Source organism: Hyphomicrobium methylovorum, from assembly GCF_013626205.1.
Taxonomy (GTDB): Bacteria; Pseudomonadota; Alphaproteobacteria; order Rhizobiales; family Hyphomicrobiaceae; genus Hyphomicrobium_B; species Hyphomicrobium_B methylovorum.
Map to the genome: position 1 here is coordinate 1,316,890 of NZ_QHJE01000001.1, position 14,761 is coordinate 1,331,650.

The window sequence follows — 14,761 nt, forward strand, 5'->3', positions numbered from 1 at the left end:
CCGGACTGAACACGCACTTCGGCTGGCACTCAAACACACGCTAGAAGCTGGGCCGGGTCGTCAAATTCTGGCGTTCCGCTGTCTCCAGGTGCCAGCCTACCTGTTAGCCCAGGGAACGGCCTGTACGCGACAATGCGCAGGCCGTTGCGGTCCGTCTCTTCGACCCGGAGTTTCGCGCCGCCGTGGATGCTGCCAATGCGTGCGGCGATGGTCGCACTTCCTGCGTGGATAAACTGGACAGGCCCGTCTGCGTAACCGAGCGCCACCAAGGCACGGCATGAACCGTAGAGCGGGCTGATCGTCGGCGTGGTTATCAAAGGCCGTTCGTTCAGCGCGGTAAGGAAGCGCCCGTTACCGGCTTGAATGATTGTGACTGTGATCATGGGGTGGTTACGCTTCGGGGTGGCCGACTATGGCAAGCCAAACCGGTCGCGAACCGCGTTTTCCGAGCGGCCTGGCTCTCAAGAATTCCGCAACCTTCTCAACATCCCACATCACGTCTCTACCGCTGCGATGCCGAGCGTCGTTCGGCCAGCCAGCGTATCGAGGCCACTGTTGAAGGGTCTGCGTGGAAATTCCGAGATAGTTGCTGATCTGCATTGTGTTGAGGTGTCGGCGCTTCGCAGTACTTATGTTTGTCGTCATCAAAGGTCGTCCCTTCTAGTTGTTGGTGAAAGTTCGTCGTTATCGGAGTGTAATGGGCAAATAAAAGCCCGCACCGAAGTCAGCAAAGCGCTCAGCCGCTGGGGGAGGTGGCGATCTGCTAGATGTGACAGCGATGCGGGTACGCAGGGCGGAGTGCCGTAGGTGGGAGGCGCCGCGTGCAAGAACCTCACAGCGGATTTATTGCGAGTGTTTACTGTCTGCCTCCCCCCCTATAGCTGAATGCAATTCGCCTGCGTAACCAACGACCAGCTAATGCCATCGGCTACCAACGACTTATGTTTGTTGAGTAAATTGGTGGTCGGTTGCCTTCCCGACTTCATGAGTTTTTAGTTTTTGGAGCGCGCGCCGAGCACGCGCCGCTGCGGCCCGCTTTGCTTTACGGGCATTTGTAATTTTCTTCCCAATGTACTTCTGTTGCCCCGCGCGGCGAACATAGCGCGCGTTCATCTCGGCTGTTTTTCTCCGCCTACGCACCATTCGCCCTGTAGGAGTTTCGGACAGCCGTAGAGTTAGGTAATCAAGCTCCAGCCGGGCTTGTGCAAATTGAATGCGCGCCTCGTCTCGCAATTCCGCTCTTCGTGCTTCCCGCGTCCATCGTCGCAGGTTTTTCGTCCATGTGGTACTGAGCTGGCTTAGGATAGGATCGCTTGCCGAGATGACCCTACCGCAATTCTTCCACCAATAGCCCATTGCGCGCGCCTATTGCCGCTAGCCCCGAACAAAGGGCTAGTTAAAAGCATAGATAGTTGGGATTTGACCGGAACATCAGACCGAAATCAGATTTTATAATATCATAATAATGGTGATTTGTCGCTCGCTCCGAAATATCGGACAAACGAATAACGAGTTGATATGGAATTAAATCGCTATATCAGGTTAGAAAAATCGGGATTACCCGCTTTGTCGGGGATATGGGCGGTCCCAAAGTCATGTTCTGCGGTAATCAACCGCGCTTAGAACCGGTGAAGTGGACCCACGGACGGCCCCGTGCGCGCGAGGCGATGGCTCAAGCCCTCAGCCGCGCGACGTTCGACACCGCGTTTGACTGGCCCGTAATAGTCCAAACATGATGAGCCCACGCCGTTAGGGCAGCACGTACTTGGCGCTCCATCCTTGCGTCTTGGCTATAGTGAGCTTCCGTTACAGACGGGTCGATGTGGTTTAGCACGAGGTCGCGTACCTCGCGTGAGACACCTTCATTTTTCATCCAATTGGACGCCGCGCGCCGGAAGTCGTGGATCGAAACATCGTCCACACCGACCTCTTCACGAAGCCTGCGCATCGCCATCGTGACGCTTTCTCCGTGAACGTGGGGCAGCCTCGGGGTTTTGCCATTAGGAAGCGTGTTAGTCTGAGCCGGAAACACATACTCGCTGTTCGGGTCGCGAGACTGATGGCGCCAAGCTTCACGAAACAGCGCGACGGCCTGCGCGGAAAGCGGCACACGCTGCTCTCTGCCGTTCTTAGTCCTACCTTCTATGATCTTGCCGCGCCTATTAACGTCGCCAGGAATGATCCACACCGGCTCCTTGCCGTCCAGATGCAGTTCAGCGACCCGCGCACCGGCAACTTCCGTGCGCCTCTGGCCGGTAATGATCGCTAGCTTGATGATTGAGCGTATCGCGTCCGAAAGCTTGGTCTCTTTGTCTTCAACACCGGCCCAAAGTGCCTTCAATTCGGCTTCAGATGGCGTCCGGTTGCGCGCCACCTTCTGCGAACGACGGCCAATACCAGCGCACGGATTGATCGTTGCCAGGCGTTCGCGAATAGCCCAGCGGTAGACGCCGCCTATGGTGGTCTTTGTACGCTCGGACTGAGTGTGCGCTCCGGTCTTCTCGATTGTCTGGCAGATGGAAACCACATGGTCCTTGGTCACCGCGATGGCTGGCAGTTTGCCGATGACCGGATAAGCGTCCTTCTTGAGGCAGTACCGGTAGACGGTGCGCGTTGTGGCCGAAAGCGTAGAGCTTTCATCGATAAACTTCTCGGCTAGCTCTTGGAACGTCATCGACTTGTTGATTTCGATGGCCAGCCCTACAGGATCGGCCCCTTGGTCAATCTGAGCCCGGTGCGCAGTGGCCTTCTCGCGCGCTTCCTTCAGGCCGAACACGTCAGGAATGTGCTCCCCAAGCCTGAACTTACGGACCTGGTGCTGAGTGTTCGTATAGAACAGGTACCAGGTAGCGGTGCCTGTCGGCTGGGTCACGAGCACCAACCCGTTCTGCCCTTCGATACGCCATTCCTTCCTCGATTGGCCGGCTGCGTCCTTGATACGCTTCCGCACCGCCTGATCGTTAAATGGCACGATGTTCTCAGCTTTCCGCCCCATGCGCCTGCCCCCGAAATCGAATGACCTTCAGGCATATTATGCCACAGAACCACGCTTTAAGCTAGCTCCCGTGGCAAATCTGTGGCGAATAATCTGAGCTAACTTACTAAGTCGTGAGGTATATGTACTTCACCTCACGACTAAGTCATGCACGATACTACAATGTATTGCATGCAAAACTCATCACTTCGATGTGCGACCCACTTCAGATTGAACAACCGCTTCAGCTCAAGCTCTTTATTCTCATAACCTGAAGGTCGTTGGTTCAAATCTAGCCCCCGCAACCAAACTCAAAGCCAATAAAGTAAGTTATTTTTAGCGAGTTGCATCCGCTTGGCGACAAGGCGGAAAATCTTCGCGTGGCGAATGACTGGCGTCATTTGCTTCACGTCGCAGGCGTGATTTCTCGCGGCAGGTCGAAAGACCAGGCAACCGCCACCGAAATCGCATCCGACCCATTTGGGTTATCGATTGCGCCTGAGGCCGCCGTGCGACGTGCAATGCGACTGCCGACTCCATCGCTTCTCTACGAAGGGTCCCTACTAAGCCTGCGCGCTGAGTGCGCTTAAAAGTTTACCCGCCTAGAAGGCAATCCTCGACCAATGTGCTGGGGAAAGCGGCTGCTCCGAATGAAATAAGCGGCAAGAACCGTGCTAACGCCATTTGAAAATGCGGGGGCATTGATGGGCTATAGCTACAAAACGACCGCGCTGATTTTGATGCTCGCTTTTGGCGGGTGCTCGGCAAATTCAACACCGGACTTTTTGAAGAAACCGGAAGATAGCGTTGAGGCTATAGAAGGGCAGCCTACCCGCAAATACAAGGCCATCAAGGAATTGTCCGTCTATAGGAAAAGAGGGCATCCGCAATACGCGTACGTCGGCAAGTTTGACGTCGCGAGAGTCATGAAGCGCCAAGCTCTTGAGCTCGGCGCGAATGCCGTCATCAACGTCAAATACCAGGAAGAACCTCTCTCGTTTTGGAGTTATGGAAGCATCACCGGCACGGGGTTAGCTGTGAAATACATAGATTGATGCGGTTGGCACAGTTGGGAGAGGCTGCGCTATCACGTTGAAATATCGATGCACGGTGCTTGCAGCCGTTGAAGAACTCAGAATCTTACGGTTGCAGAAAGCATGCTCGAATTGCCTTCCCACCGCTTCTTGGCGTTGAACTCCTGGTAGAAGTGGCCGCTGAGAATGACCGGCGTCTTGTCAATCAGAGTGGTGTAACTGAATGCGGGACCAATTGCGTCGACGGTTCCTTTGAAGGGCCCAAGGATCGCGCCGGAACCAGAATCGGCCGTCAGTTGGCGGAAGTCATACCCGCCGACTCCAACGACCAAGCCGGGGCAAACCTCCTGTCCAACCGCCCACTCAAAGTGAAAGTCTGTGCCGCTCTGATAATTCGTCAACGTGTTCTCGAAATTGAACGTAACTCCAAGTTTGCCGTTGACCTGAAATTTCGACGCCTTCTCAGTCCAAGTGAAGGACCATCCCGTATCAATCCCTGGGCGATTTAGGCCGATATCTGGTTGAAACCCGACTGCGTATCTTCCGCTCGGCGCGACGACCTGAACGTAAGCCGTGTGCGCAAAATTTCCGACCTGCCATCCGAGTTGTGCTTTTGTGGTGATATCGCCCAGTCCCCAGCCAGACGTCTCCCGCTCGACTGCTGGCAAGGGGGGAGCGCTCACCTCCGCGTTCATGCGTATGTGGCCGGTCGGGATGGTCACCGAAAGTCCGAAGTTGCCCCCGAGGACTTTCTGATCGGGAACATAAAGGCCATTGATAAAGGCTTGAAAGAAATCCACGCGGGCGCCCGCATTGAGAGTGACGTCACCTAAGGTGACGGCGCCGCCGATCTTTCCGGAATAAAACCCGCTGCCAAAAGTTATGTAAGTGCCCGCTGGCGGCGTAACTCCGGCATCGAATGCCGAGCTGCCTAATCCATAAGTCGAAAACCCTGCCTCATCCGACACCGCAGGCGATACGCCGGATACCCCCACCAGCGCGAATAGCATGACGGCGATGAGTATGCGCATTTCAAGGCTCCCCTCCTGAAAAGACGCAAACGCACTCTCGCTCAGTGTACTGGCAAACGGCGGCTCAATCTGTGGCGCCGACGTCACGATCGATCAAAATGAGCGAGCCGACCGGCGCCTGTCTCGCCTCCCCCTTTTCTCGGGAAATTGCATTTTCTGTTCGGCGTCGAGACACCACAACGGCTTCCGAGCTGCAAAGCAACTTGCGAGAAATTCTATTTTTAATTCAGCGGCGTTTCGATCTTTGAGCATATGAATTCATTTACCAGATCCCTATCCGCATTACGCTGCAACAACGAATTCGATTGACTAAAAGTATGTGCGAGCGTCCTTTCGCTGCCGGACGGGTGGGTGCTACGCATGCCAGCGCGTGTTCGGCCATGCGAATACAAGAAATGAGTTCTCTATCTGAGATCCGGCGCGGGCCAACCGCTGCCGGTCATTTTTCATTCCCATCGCAGTCTCTGTTTCCGCAGCTATTTTCCAGCGGCGGATGATGCGATGAACCAAAACGCTTCTTCCCAAGATTGCAGACTGCTGGACCCTGGCAATGCCACCAGAGTCGAAGGCCGCGACGGCATGGTGTTCGTTCCTGGCGGAACGTTCCGTATGGGATCTAATCATCACTATCCCGAGGAGGCGCCTGCGCACCGCGTCAGCGTCGATTCATTCTGGATCGATCAGACGCCGGTAACGAACGCTGAGTTCGCTCGCTTCGTCGAAGAGACCAACTACGTTTCGTTCGCAGAAAAGGCGCCGAACGCGAGCGATTATCCCGGCGCCTTGCCGCATATGCTCAAGGCGGGCTCGCTCGTCTTCAATTCGCCGCCGGGTAAAATCGACCTGCGCAATTGGGGACAATGGTGGGAGTTTCGTTTCGGGGCCAATTGGCGCCAACCTTACGGGCGCGGCAGCTCGATCAAGGGGCTCGATCAACATCCTGTCGTCCATGTCGCCTATTGCGATGTGGAAGCTTACGCGCGGTGGGCTGGAAAAGAACTGCCGACGGAAGCGGAATGGGAGTTCGCCGCACGCGGCGGTATCGACGGAGCTGAATTCGCTTGGGGCGACGAGCTAAACCCCAGCGGTCAACATATGGCCAATACCTGGCAGGGCAATTTCCCGGGCGAGAACCTGAAGCTCGACGGCTACGAACGCACGTCTCCGGTCAAAGCATTTCCGCCAAACGGTTACGGCATTTGCGACATGATCGGCAATGTCTGGGAATGGACCAGCGATTGGTATGCACCGAAGCATCCCGCTGACGCTCAGAAAACTTGTTGTATTCCGAAGAACCCTCGCGGCCCCCGCGAGGATCAAAGCTTGGATCCGTCTCAGCCGGATGTCCGCATTCCGCGGAAGGTCCTCAAGGGCGGCTCTCATCTCTGTGCACCGAACTATTGCCGGCGTTACAGGCCGGCCGCGCGCCACGCCGAACCCATCGATACGTCAACATGCCATGTCGGATTTCGCTGTGTCGTACGACACGCGAACTGAAAGCTATTTGCGAGGGATAATGAAAGTATTCGTCAGGTCTCTTTTTGTGCTTCTCATCTTCGTCATGATTGGCGCTGCGCCATCGCGAGCGGACGACCAGAAATTCACAAAGCAGCAGCTCGACCAGATGCTGGCGCCAATTGCGCTTTACCCTGACGACCTCTTATCCAACGTTCTTATGGCCGCAACGTACCCGCTTGATGTGGTCGAGGCGGAGCGCTGGCGATCCGTGCCGGAGAACGCGAGTTTGCAAGGAGAAGCGCTCGTCGACGCACTGAAATCCAAGACATGGGATCCCAGCATCAAAGCTATCGTGCAATTTCCCGATGTTCTGAAAATGATGAGCGACCAACTCGATTGGACGCAGAATCTCGGCAATGCCTTCCTCGCTCAACAAGACCAGGTGATGGATCAGGTCCAATTCCTGCGATCGAAAGCGGACTCGAGCGGTCATCTCAGAACCAATTCACAACAGACAGTGACGCGTCAGGATGGGGCGTACATTATTCGGCCGGCCAACCCGGACACCGTGTACGTGCCGATTTATGAGCCTTCGGTCGTCTACGGGTCGTGGTGGTATCCGGACTACCCGCCCTACTACTGGGGCTATCCGGGCGCTGTATTCACCGACGGATTTTTCTGGGGCGCAACTGGCATTGCCATCGCCAGCGGTATTTGGGGCTGGAACCACTGGGACTGGCATAACCGCCGCATCGACATCGACACGAACCGTTGGAACCGGATCGACGTCAACCGTCGCAACATCAGCAACAACGTTTGGAAGCACGATCCAAAACATCGCGGCGATTTCAAGCGCGGGGACAAGAATTTCAACCGCGCTCAAATTGAAAAACGCCTGCATGACGGCGGTCGTCCGGGCGCCAAAGCGAAAGTCGATCAAGGTGCCCAGCTTCGGCAAAGCGGAAGAAATTTCTCACCCGCAAAGAAAGGCAACGTTCGACCCGCACATCGACGCGGTGGTGGCGCGGCCAGAAATTTTGAAAGGCGAGGCGGCGGCCACGTAGCCAGGCCCGCGCGCCATTTCAAGTCTGCCGCACCCCATCGTGGCGGCGTCCGGCGGGGAGGAGGCAGACGCCGGTAGATCCATCATCACGGGCGACTGGAAGTAGAAACGAAGGGAGGGGAGATAAGCAAAGGATGACGAACCATGCCTGTTTCCTCCGACTCCAACTCGAACCAAGAGACGCTTGCACTTGACCGTCGCAATATTCTCCTGAGCGGCGCATCGTTGTTGACGCTCGCCGCGATGAGCTCTTCTCGCTCGAATGCGGACGATACCAAACAAACGTCTCCGCAATCGGCGGTTTCAAGTTCCGCCAATGGCAAACCTAACATTCTTATTCTGTGGGGCGATGATATCGGCATTGCCAACCTCAGCGCCTACTCCAACGGGCTGATGGGATATGAAACGCCGAATATCGATCGCATCGCGAAAGAGGGACTGAAGTTTCAACACTACTATGGCGAGCAATCCTGTACGGCAGGACGATCCGCATTTCTCACCGGCCAACACATCATGCGCAGCGGCCTGAGCAAGGTCGGCTTTCCCGGAGCGCCGATGGGGATGAGCCAGCTCGATCCTTCAATTGGAGGATTGCTCAAGAATCTCGGATACGCGACGGGCCAGTTCGGTAAAAACCATGTCGGCGATCGCAATGAATCTCTTCCGACCGTCAACGGTTTCGACGAGTTTTTCGGCAACCTCTATCACCTCAATGCCGAGGAAGAACCAGAGCTGCCGGACTATCCGAAAGATCCTGCATATCGCGCCAAATTTGGTCCTCGTGGCGTTCTGAAATGCAAAGCGACGAACGTCGACGACCCCACCATCGATCCGCGATTTGGAAAGATCGGCAAGCAAACGATCGAGGACACCGGCGCTCTCACAAAGAAGCGGATGGAGACGATCGACGACGAGACATCAAGCGCCGCCATCGACTTCATCAAGCGGCAGAACTCGGCGGGCAAGCCATTCTTCTGCTGGTTCAATTCCACGCGTATGCATTTGCGTACGCACGTCCGTGCTGGTCATCGTAGCCGCTATACCCACGGAGACAGTGAATACATCGACGGCATGATGGAGCACGACGATACGATTGGCACCATCCTCAAGACACTCGATGACCTGGGCATCGCCGACAACACCATCGTCGTTTATTCGAGTGACAACGGCCCTCACATGAACACATGGCCAGATGGCGCCATGACCTGGTTTCGCTCGGAGAAAAACACCAACTGGGAAGGCGCCTTTCGCGTTCCGTGCCTTGTCCGTTGGCCGGGACACATCAGGCCTGGAACAGTCACCAACGAGCTGATGAGCCACAACGATTGGATACCGACGCTCTGCGCCATAGCGGGGGAGCCGGACGTCGTTAGCAAACTGAAGGCCGGATACACCGCCAACGGCATAAACTACAAAGTTCACCTCGATGGGCACGATCAATCGGCATTCCTGCAGAACGTCGAAGGGTCGGCGGCGAATAATAACGGCACGAAGAGCGCGCGAGACCGGTTCTTCTATTCGAATGACGACGGTTTGCTGGTCGCCTATCGCAAGGGCGATATGAAATTCGTGTATTCGGAGCAGCGTTCGCCTGGAACGATGGAAGTCTGGGCGGAACCGTTCACGACTCTGCGCCTGCAGAAAATTTTCAATCTCTTTCAGGACCCGTTTGAGCGCGCCGACATAACATCCAACACGTATTGGGATTGGAATTTGAACGAAGTCGGATCGATTTACGGGACGATGGATGATGTCTTTGAGTTCGCGGCCTCGTTCAAAGATTTTCCTCCTCGATCCTTTCCGCCAAGTTTCAATCCTGCAAACTTGCTGAGTGACGAGATGGATCAGATCAAACGGAAGGAAGCTTTCAAGAAGTCACTCGACCTTGATCGCATTCGCGGCGGCCTGAACAGAATGATCGACGAGCGACTGCAAGGCGGGCCGTAACCGCATAGGCGCTCTCGTGATGAGCACGGCGATTTGTACACATACTATCGCGACGCAAACAGATGAACAATATCGAGAGGAGACTGAGTCATGGGGAATAGCTTGCTGAATGGAGCGATTGTTGCAATCGCCATCTGCGTGGCGCCGGTTATTACGGGCGAGGTACGCCTGGCCTCTGCGGAGGACAGTAAATCCGGCGGCGCATCGTCCGACGTGGTGCCTGTTACGCTCGACAAGTTCGCCCGCGCGGAGTCCGACGTGTACATGGCCAATGCCATCAAAGACGGGGACTTCGGCACGTTGAAGCACAATCGCGAGCCTACGCCGGTCGACCAACAGACGGTCATCCGCATGAACCGCGACACGCTCTATTCCTTCGGCGTATTCGACCTCGACGCAGGACCTGTGACGATTGCGATGCCGGACGCGGGCAAACGCTTCATGTCGCTGCAGATCATCAATGAGGATCACTACGTTCCCGCCGTCTATTACGGCCCAGGGGAGCACACACTGACCCGAGAGAATGTTGGCACACGGTACATGACCGTAGGAATTCGAACGTTGGTCGATCCCAACAACGAAGACGACGTGAAGCAGGTGCACGCCCTACAGGACTCGATCAAGGTTGATCAGAAAGCCGCCGGTGTCTTCGAAGTGCCCAACTGGGATCCGGTCTCGCAAAAGAAGATTCATGATGCGCTTCTCGTACTCGCCCAATATACGGGTGGTTTCAAGAATGCCTTTGGGACCAAGGACGAAGTCGATCCCGTCCGCCATCTCATCGCGACGGCCGCTGGATGGGGTGGAAATCCCGATAAGGATGCAACGTATCTGAGCTTCGCCCCCGCGAAGAACGATGGCACGGCGGTCTATAAGCTCGACGTCAAAGATGTGCCGGTCGATGGCTTCTGGTCGGTCACGGTCTACAACGGTGAGGGTTACCTGCAAAAAAACGAGTACAACGCCTACTCGCTCAACAACGTCACGGCGCAAAAGTCTGCTGACGGTTCGGTCGATATCCAGTTTGGCGGCTGCGACGGCAGAATCGCGAACTGCCTGCCGATCACGCCCGGCTGGAACTATACAGTGCGCCTCTACCAGCCTCAGACTGCAGTTCTCGATGGTTCGTGGACGTTCCCCGAGCCACGGCTTGCTGAGAGCGGTGATGGCGCTGCGACCGGCGCAAGTAGCGGAGATGGAAAAAACTAGCGCAAAGCCTTGAGCCCGGGAGTGAGCCTGTGTCGTTCATTGATTATTTTGCCTGGTTCGTCCTCCTCTTTCTTATCGCCTCCGCCGTCGCGGTATTCATCGCGATGGCGATGGCGCCGGGCTACATCGCGAAAGCGCGTAACCATCCCTGGGCGCGAGCCGTTGAGGTTGCGGGCTGGGTGACGTTGATCTGCGGCTTCGTGCTTTGGCCTGTTGCTCTGATCTGGGCCTACGTCGATGTTCCTAAGCAGGGGAGCAGCCGATGATTGCTTTCCTGTTTAACGGATACCTACTCCTGCTCTTTGTGCTCGTCTGGCTTAAGGTCGTCCCCTTCAACCTCTTTTGGAAAATCTCGCCTGTCCTCGTCCTGCTGGCATTGCTCGTGGGATTATTCATCCCGATGGGCTGGGGCGCTCCGTCTGGGCCGCTGGTCGTCGGCCGACATTCCGTTGCGATAACACCGGACGTAGCGGGCGAGGTGTTCGACGTCCCGGTGAAGCCGAACGTTCCCCTGAAGCAAGGCGACGTGCTGTTCAAAATTGATCCCGTGCCGTTTGAAGCGCAGGTGAAGGTCCTTGAGGCGCAACTCGCGCTTTCAACACTGCGGTTGGGGCAGATGACAGAACTCGCCGAAAAAGCTGCAGGCAGACGGTTCGATGTCGAGCAAAGGCAGGCGGAGGTCGACCAGCTGAAGGCGCAGATTGAGGGCGCGAAATGGAACCTCGAAAAGACTACCGTGCGTGCGCCCGCCGACGGCTATGTGACGAACCTGGCGCTGCGCAAGGGCGCGCGCGTCACATCGCTTCCGCTCTCGCCCGCAATGGCTTTCGTCGATACGTCGGATACCATTCTTGTCACTGAGATACCGCAGATCTACGCCCGCTACATTGCACCCGGGCAGACTGTGGAGGTGACATTCAAGTTTCTCCCCGGCCACGTCTTCACTGGCAAAGTAGAAACCGTGTTGCAGGCGCTATCGACCGGACAGACCCAGATCTCGGGTCTGGCGGTCACGCCGAAAGAGATTGTGTCTACGCCTTTCGTCGTTCGAATCTTGCTCGACGATCAATCGCTGGCTTCAAAACTCCCGGCCGGCGCCACCGGGGATGCCGCGATCTTCACCGATCACGTACAAGCGACCCATGTGATCCGTCGCGTCATGCTGCGCATGATCGCTATCACCAATTACATCAATCCTTATTGATCTCGAGAAAGACGGCTGCTCGCGACGACGGCGCGTGGATGCTTGGTGCATCCTCTATCCAAGCCAACATTGGGCCAATCAGGCGGTCCTAATCTCTATATGGGCATTAGCAGCACTTGTTACAATGACGGAGCATCCCTCAGTCGGACGCTCCGTCCGTGGTGGAACGAAGTTGGAAGGGCCTCAACCCTGCAGTTCTTCTTACGAGATCATCTTAGCGACCACTGGCTTGCCATCAAGCAATCTCAGAATCGGAAAACGGTCTGCAGATAGAAATGCAAAGACGTTGGCGAGATAGCCGAAAAGCATCACACACGAAGCCCCTACGAGGATTAGCAATGTGAACTCAGACATCTTCATCTCCCATATAGTCCAGGATGGATGTCTTTTATGTAGGAACGATTTTTGACTTTTAAAATGGGGCATTTTACGCTGCAAGGTGCAACAAAACGTCCACATATCTTTTTTATGCAGCGCTTTAATTGGCAATTAAAGGCAGTTTAACGGGGACCTATACGTAATATGGCCTAGCGCATTTGCGCGCACTAACGATCCGTTAATACCGCGGCAATTCTACAGGCCTTATGGCGCGCTTCAAATGCCATTGCACCAGGCGAAGAATTCACGCCGTTCGGATCTGATCGAAGCGGCCGGTAAGTCTGCATGGGTGTTCCGATGTGTTTTCCAACCTCGTCCGATTGACGCAGGGGATGGATACGAGGTCGCACCGACGCGTTGAGCATTCGCAAGCAACACAATGCGATCAGGCGATGTCGTCGCGGTACGTCCACGAGGCGTGAAGGATGTATGTCATCGGCGGGACAAAAATCACGATGGCGGCGATGCCGACCACGTAAGACAGACCTACCAGTTCCACGACGTATGCGAGCGCCATGCTCACGAGCGCCATGCAAAACGTCACGACAAGAAAGCGAAACACCTTTTTCCGCGACCATTGCGTCGCGAAGGTCCAGCGCGTGTTTAGAACGCAGGAAACGAGCGTCGCACAACTGAATGCTATGCCGTTGGCGAGAGGCGGACTGATCCCGAGATGTTGGATGCAGCTCCACGCAATCGCGATATGGGTTGCCGTTGATGCGCTGCCTGAAACTGCAAACCTCGCCAACCTCGCGAGATCGCTCATAGCTTCGCGATGGCCAGAAGCGAAAGCCCAAAGGGCAAGCCACCGAAGCGCAGAATATGTCGCTCGCTGGAGAATACTTTTAGGAGCAGCGCATTCACGAGTGGGCTCGGCATCTTCGTTCCTGGCGAGCGGCTACTTTTGAAAATTGAATTTGCGGCTCTCACGATCAGCGCGAGAGGAAATAGCAACGCGTTGAAGTGCGTTAACCGCTCGGACTGAAGCGCCGCGGCACTTAAAGTCTGCTGCAAGGTTGCCACCGAATATCGCCGAAAGTGATGAAGCGTCACGTCATGCTCGCTCCACATCCATTGATACGCCGGCACGGTGATCACGATTCGACCGTCTGGCTTCAGCAGGCGCGAGATCGCTTTCAAAGATTCGACGTCCGGTTTGACATGCTCAAGCACGTCGAACAGGCATATGAGATCAAACTGCTTCTCTTCGAAGGGCAAGTTGTCCGGCAGGCGGCCCTCAACGACAAGAACGCCACTTCGCTTGTTCGCGAAGTCTCGGGCATACGCGTCAAGCTCCATTGCTTGGACATGCCCAAAGCGCTGCAATAACGAAAGGTTGCCGCCAGTCCCTGCCCCGACTTCAAGAATGGAAGCGCTTTTGGGCAACTCTAACCCCGCAAGGACGCTCTCTATGATCTTGCGACGGCCGACAAACCACCAATGCGCATTTTCGGCTTCAGCCATCTCGCGATAGGCGAACTGCTCCATTAGACCGGGCTCCGCAATGTCTTCCGCACAAGATAGACCGGTCGCCCTTTAGCTTCGAAGTACACGCGCCCGAGGTATTCTCCGATAATTCCGATGCCAATCAACTGAACACCGCCAAGAAAGAAAATCGCGCTAGCAAGCGCGGCATAGCCCGGGATGCTGATATCCCAAAACATCTTCTGCAGCACGATGGTTAGACCGAACGCGAACGATATCGTTGAAATAAAAGTGCCGACATAGGACCAGACGACCAGCGGCACCGTGCTGAAACTTGTAAAGCCCTCGACGGCGAGTCGCCAAAGCGCCCAACCTGCGAATTTACTGTCGCCGCCGCATCGTGCTTCTCGCGTGTAATCAATGAAGGTGGTCTTGAAGCCGACCCACGCGAAAAGCCCCTTCATGAATCGCTTGTTTTCCGGCAGACGCTTCAAAGCATCGACCACCATGCGGTCCATAAGTCGATAGTCTCCAACGTCTGGGGGTATCGCTATGTCGGAAATCGAATTGTGCAATCGATAGAAAAGCCGTGCTGTGTTTCGCTTTAGCGGATGATCTGACTTTCGATCACTCCGTCTCGCCAGCACAACTTCATTGCCACTCAACCAGAGCTCTACCATTTGTGGGATTAGCTCTGGAGGATCCTGCAAGTCGGCGTCGATGGGGATGATTGCGTCTCCCGTCGCAGAGTCAAGCCCGGCGGTGAGGGCGGCTTCCTTACCGAAGTTTCGCGAAAAATCGAGAACCACGACATTCGGCCGGGAGGCAACGAGCCCGCTCAATAATTCGAGCGTTCGATCCGTACTGCCATCGTTTACGAACACGTACTCGACATCAAACTTCTGCAAAATATCTGACGTGCGAAACACGTGATCCGTACGCGTAAAGAACGCGTCTAGCGCATGCTCTTCGTTAAAGACAGGCACAACAAGAGAGATCTTCTTTTTAGATTCGATCATTTCGGAGAGCCTTCGTAGG

The 14,761-nt window shown here is 55.6% G+C and carries 14 protein-coding genes; 7 read left to right on the forward strand and 7 right to left on the reverse strand.

Going from position 1 to position 14,761, the window contains the following annotated elements; genetic code table 11:
* Window positions 1–29: 29 nt before the first annotated feature.
* Together DLM45_RS06435 and DLM45_RS06440 are read right to left on the reverse strand one after the other, a co-directional pair.
* A complete protein-coding gene (locus DLM45_RS06435; RefSeq protein ID WP_181336347.1) occupies window positions 30–383 on the reverse strand; it encodes a hypothetical protein in 354 nt (117 codons plus the stop codon).
* Between the two features lie 1,289 nt (window positions 384–1,672).
* Window positions 1,673–2,995 carry a tyrosine-type recombinase/integrase gene (locus tag DLM45_RS06440; protein ID WP_181336348.1) on the reverse strand — a complete coding sequence of 441 codons (1,323 nt, stop codon included), beginning with the start codon at window positions 2,993–2,995 and terminating at the stop codon, window positions 1,673–1,675.
* 650 nt (window positions 2,996–3,645) lie between these two features.
* Here DLM45_RS06440 and DLM45_RS16610 point away from each other — a divergent pair.
* On the forward strand, window positions 3,646–4,029 hold the full coding sequence (locus DLM45_RS16610) for a heavy metal-binding domain-containing protein (protein ID WP_181336349.1): 384 nt from the start codon (window positions 3,646–3,648) through the stop codon (window positions 4,027–4,029).
* A gap of 77 nt (window positions 4,030–4,106) precedes the next feature.
* Here the strand turns inward: DLM45_RS16610 and DLM45_RS06450 are convergent, their stop codons facing one another.
* Window positions 4,107–5,039 carry a SphA family protein gene (locus tag DLM45_RS06450; protein WP_181336350.1) on the reverse strand — a complete coding sequence of 311 codons (933 nt, stop codon included), beginning with the start codon at window positions 5,037–5,039 and terminating at the stop codon, window positions 4,107–4,109.
* A 579-nt stretch (window positions 5,040–5,618) separates the two neighbouring features.
* Between DLM45_RS06450 and DLM45_RS06455 the strand changes: the two genes are divergently transcribed.
* From DLM45_RS06455 to DLM45_RS06480, 6 genes are all read left to right on the forward strand, one after another.
* A complete protein-coding gene (locus tag DLM45_RS06455) occupies window positions 5,619–6,536 on the forward strand; it encodes a formylglycine-generating enzyme family protein (RefSeq protein WP_246317563.1) in 918 nt (305 codons plus the stop codon).
* A gap of 19 nt (window positions 6,537–6,555) precedes the next feature.
* On the forward strand, window positions 6,556–7,638 hold the full coding sequence (locus DLM45_RS06460; protein WP_181336352.1) for a DUF3300 domain-containing protein: 1,083 nt from the start codon (window positions 6,556–6,558) through the stop codon (window positions 7,636–7,638).
* Between the two features lie 66 nt (window positions 7,639–7,704).
* Entirely contained in the window at window positions 7,705–9,507 is a 1,803-nt protein-coding gene (locus DLM45_RS06465; protein WP_181336354.1) for an arylsulfatase, read from the forward strand.
* Window positions 9,508–9,597: 90 nt separating this feature from the next.
* Entirely contained in the window at window positions 9,598–10,716 is a 1,119-nt protein-coding gene (locus DLM45_RS06470; RefSeq protein ID WP_181336356.1) for a DUF1254 domain-containing protein, read from the forward strand.
* A 29-nt stretch (window positions 10,717–10,745) separates the two neighbouring features.
* Entirely contained in the window at window positions 10,746–10,982 is a 237-nt protein-coding gene (locus DLM45_RS06475) for a DUF3302 domain-containing protein (protein ID WP_181336357.1), read from the forward strand.
* Entirely contained in the window at window positions 10,979–11,920 is a 942-nt protein-coding gene (locus DLM45_RS06480; RefSeq protein ID WP_181336358.1) for an HlyD family secretion protein, read from the forward strand. Before DLM45_RS06475 ends, DLM45_RS06480 begins: the two co-directional genes overlap by 4 nt.
* 201 nt (window positions 11,921–12,121) lie before the next feature.
* Here DLM45_RS06480 and DLM45_RS06485 read toward each other — a convergent pair whose 3' ends face one another.
* The 4 genes from DLM45_RS06485 to DLM45_RS06500 all read right to left on the reverse strand — a co-directional run bounded on the left by DLM45_RS06485 (window position 12,122) and on the right by DLM45_RS06500 (window position 14,742).
* Window positions 12,122–12,274 carry a hypothetical protein gene (locus DLM45_RS06485; protein ID WP_181336359.1) on the reverse strand — a complete coding sequence of 51 codons (153 nt, stop codon included), beginning with the start codon at window positions 12,272–12,274 and terminating at the stop codon, window positions 12,122–12,124.
* Window positions 12,275–12,683: 409 nt separating this feature from the next.
* Complete coding sequence (locus tag DLM45_RS06490; protein ID WP_181336360.1) at window positions 12,684–13,064, reverse strand: GtrA family protein; 381 nt, start codon at window positions 13,062–13,064, stop codon at window positions 12,684–12,686.
* On the reverse strand, window positions 13,061–13,786 hold the full coding sequence (locus tag DLM45_RS06495) for a class I SAM-dependent methyltransferase (protein ID WP_181336361.1): 726 nt from the start codon (window positions 13,784–13,786) through the stop codon (window positions 13,061–13,063). The genes DLM45_RS06490 and DLM45_RS06495 overlap by 4 nt, the downstream gene beginning before the upstream one ends.
* Window positions 13,786–14,742, reverse strand: coding sequence for a glycosyltransferase family 2 protein (locus DLM45_RS06500; protein ID WP_181336362.1), 957 nt, complete (start codon window positions 14,740–14,742; stop codon window positions 13,786–13,788). Before DLM45_RS06500 ends, DLM45_RS06495 begins: the two co-directional genes overlap by 1 nt.
* Window positions 14,743–14,761 lie beyond the last annotated feature (19 nt).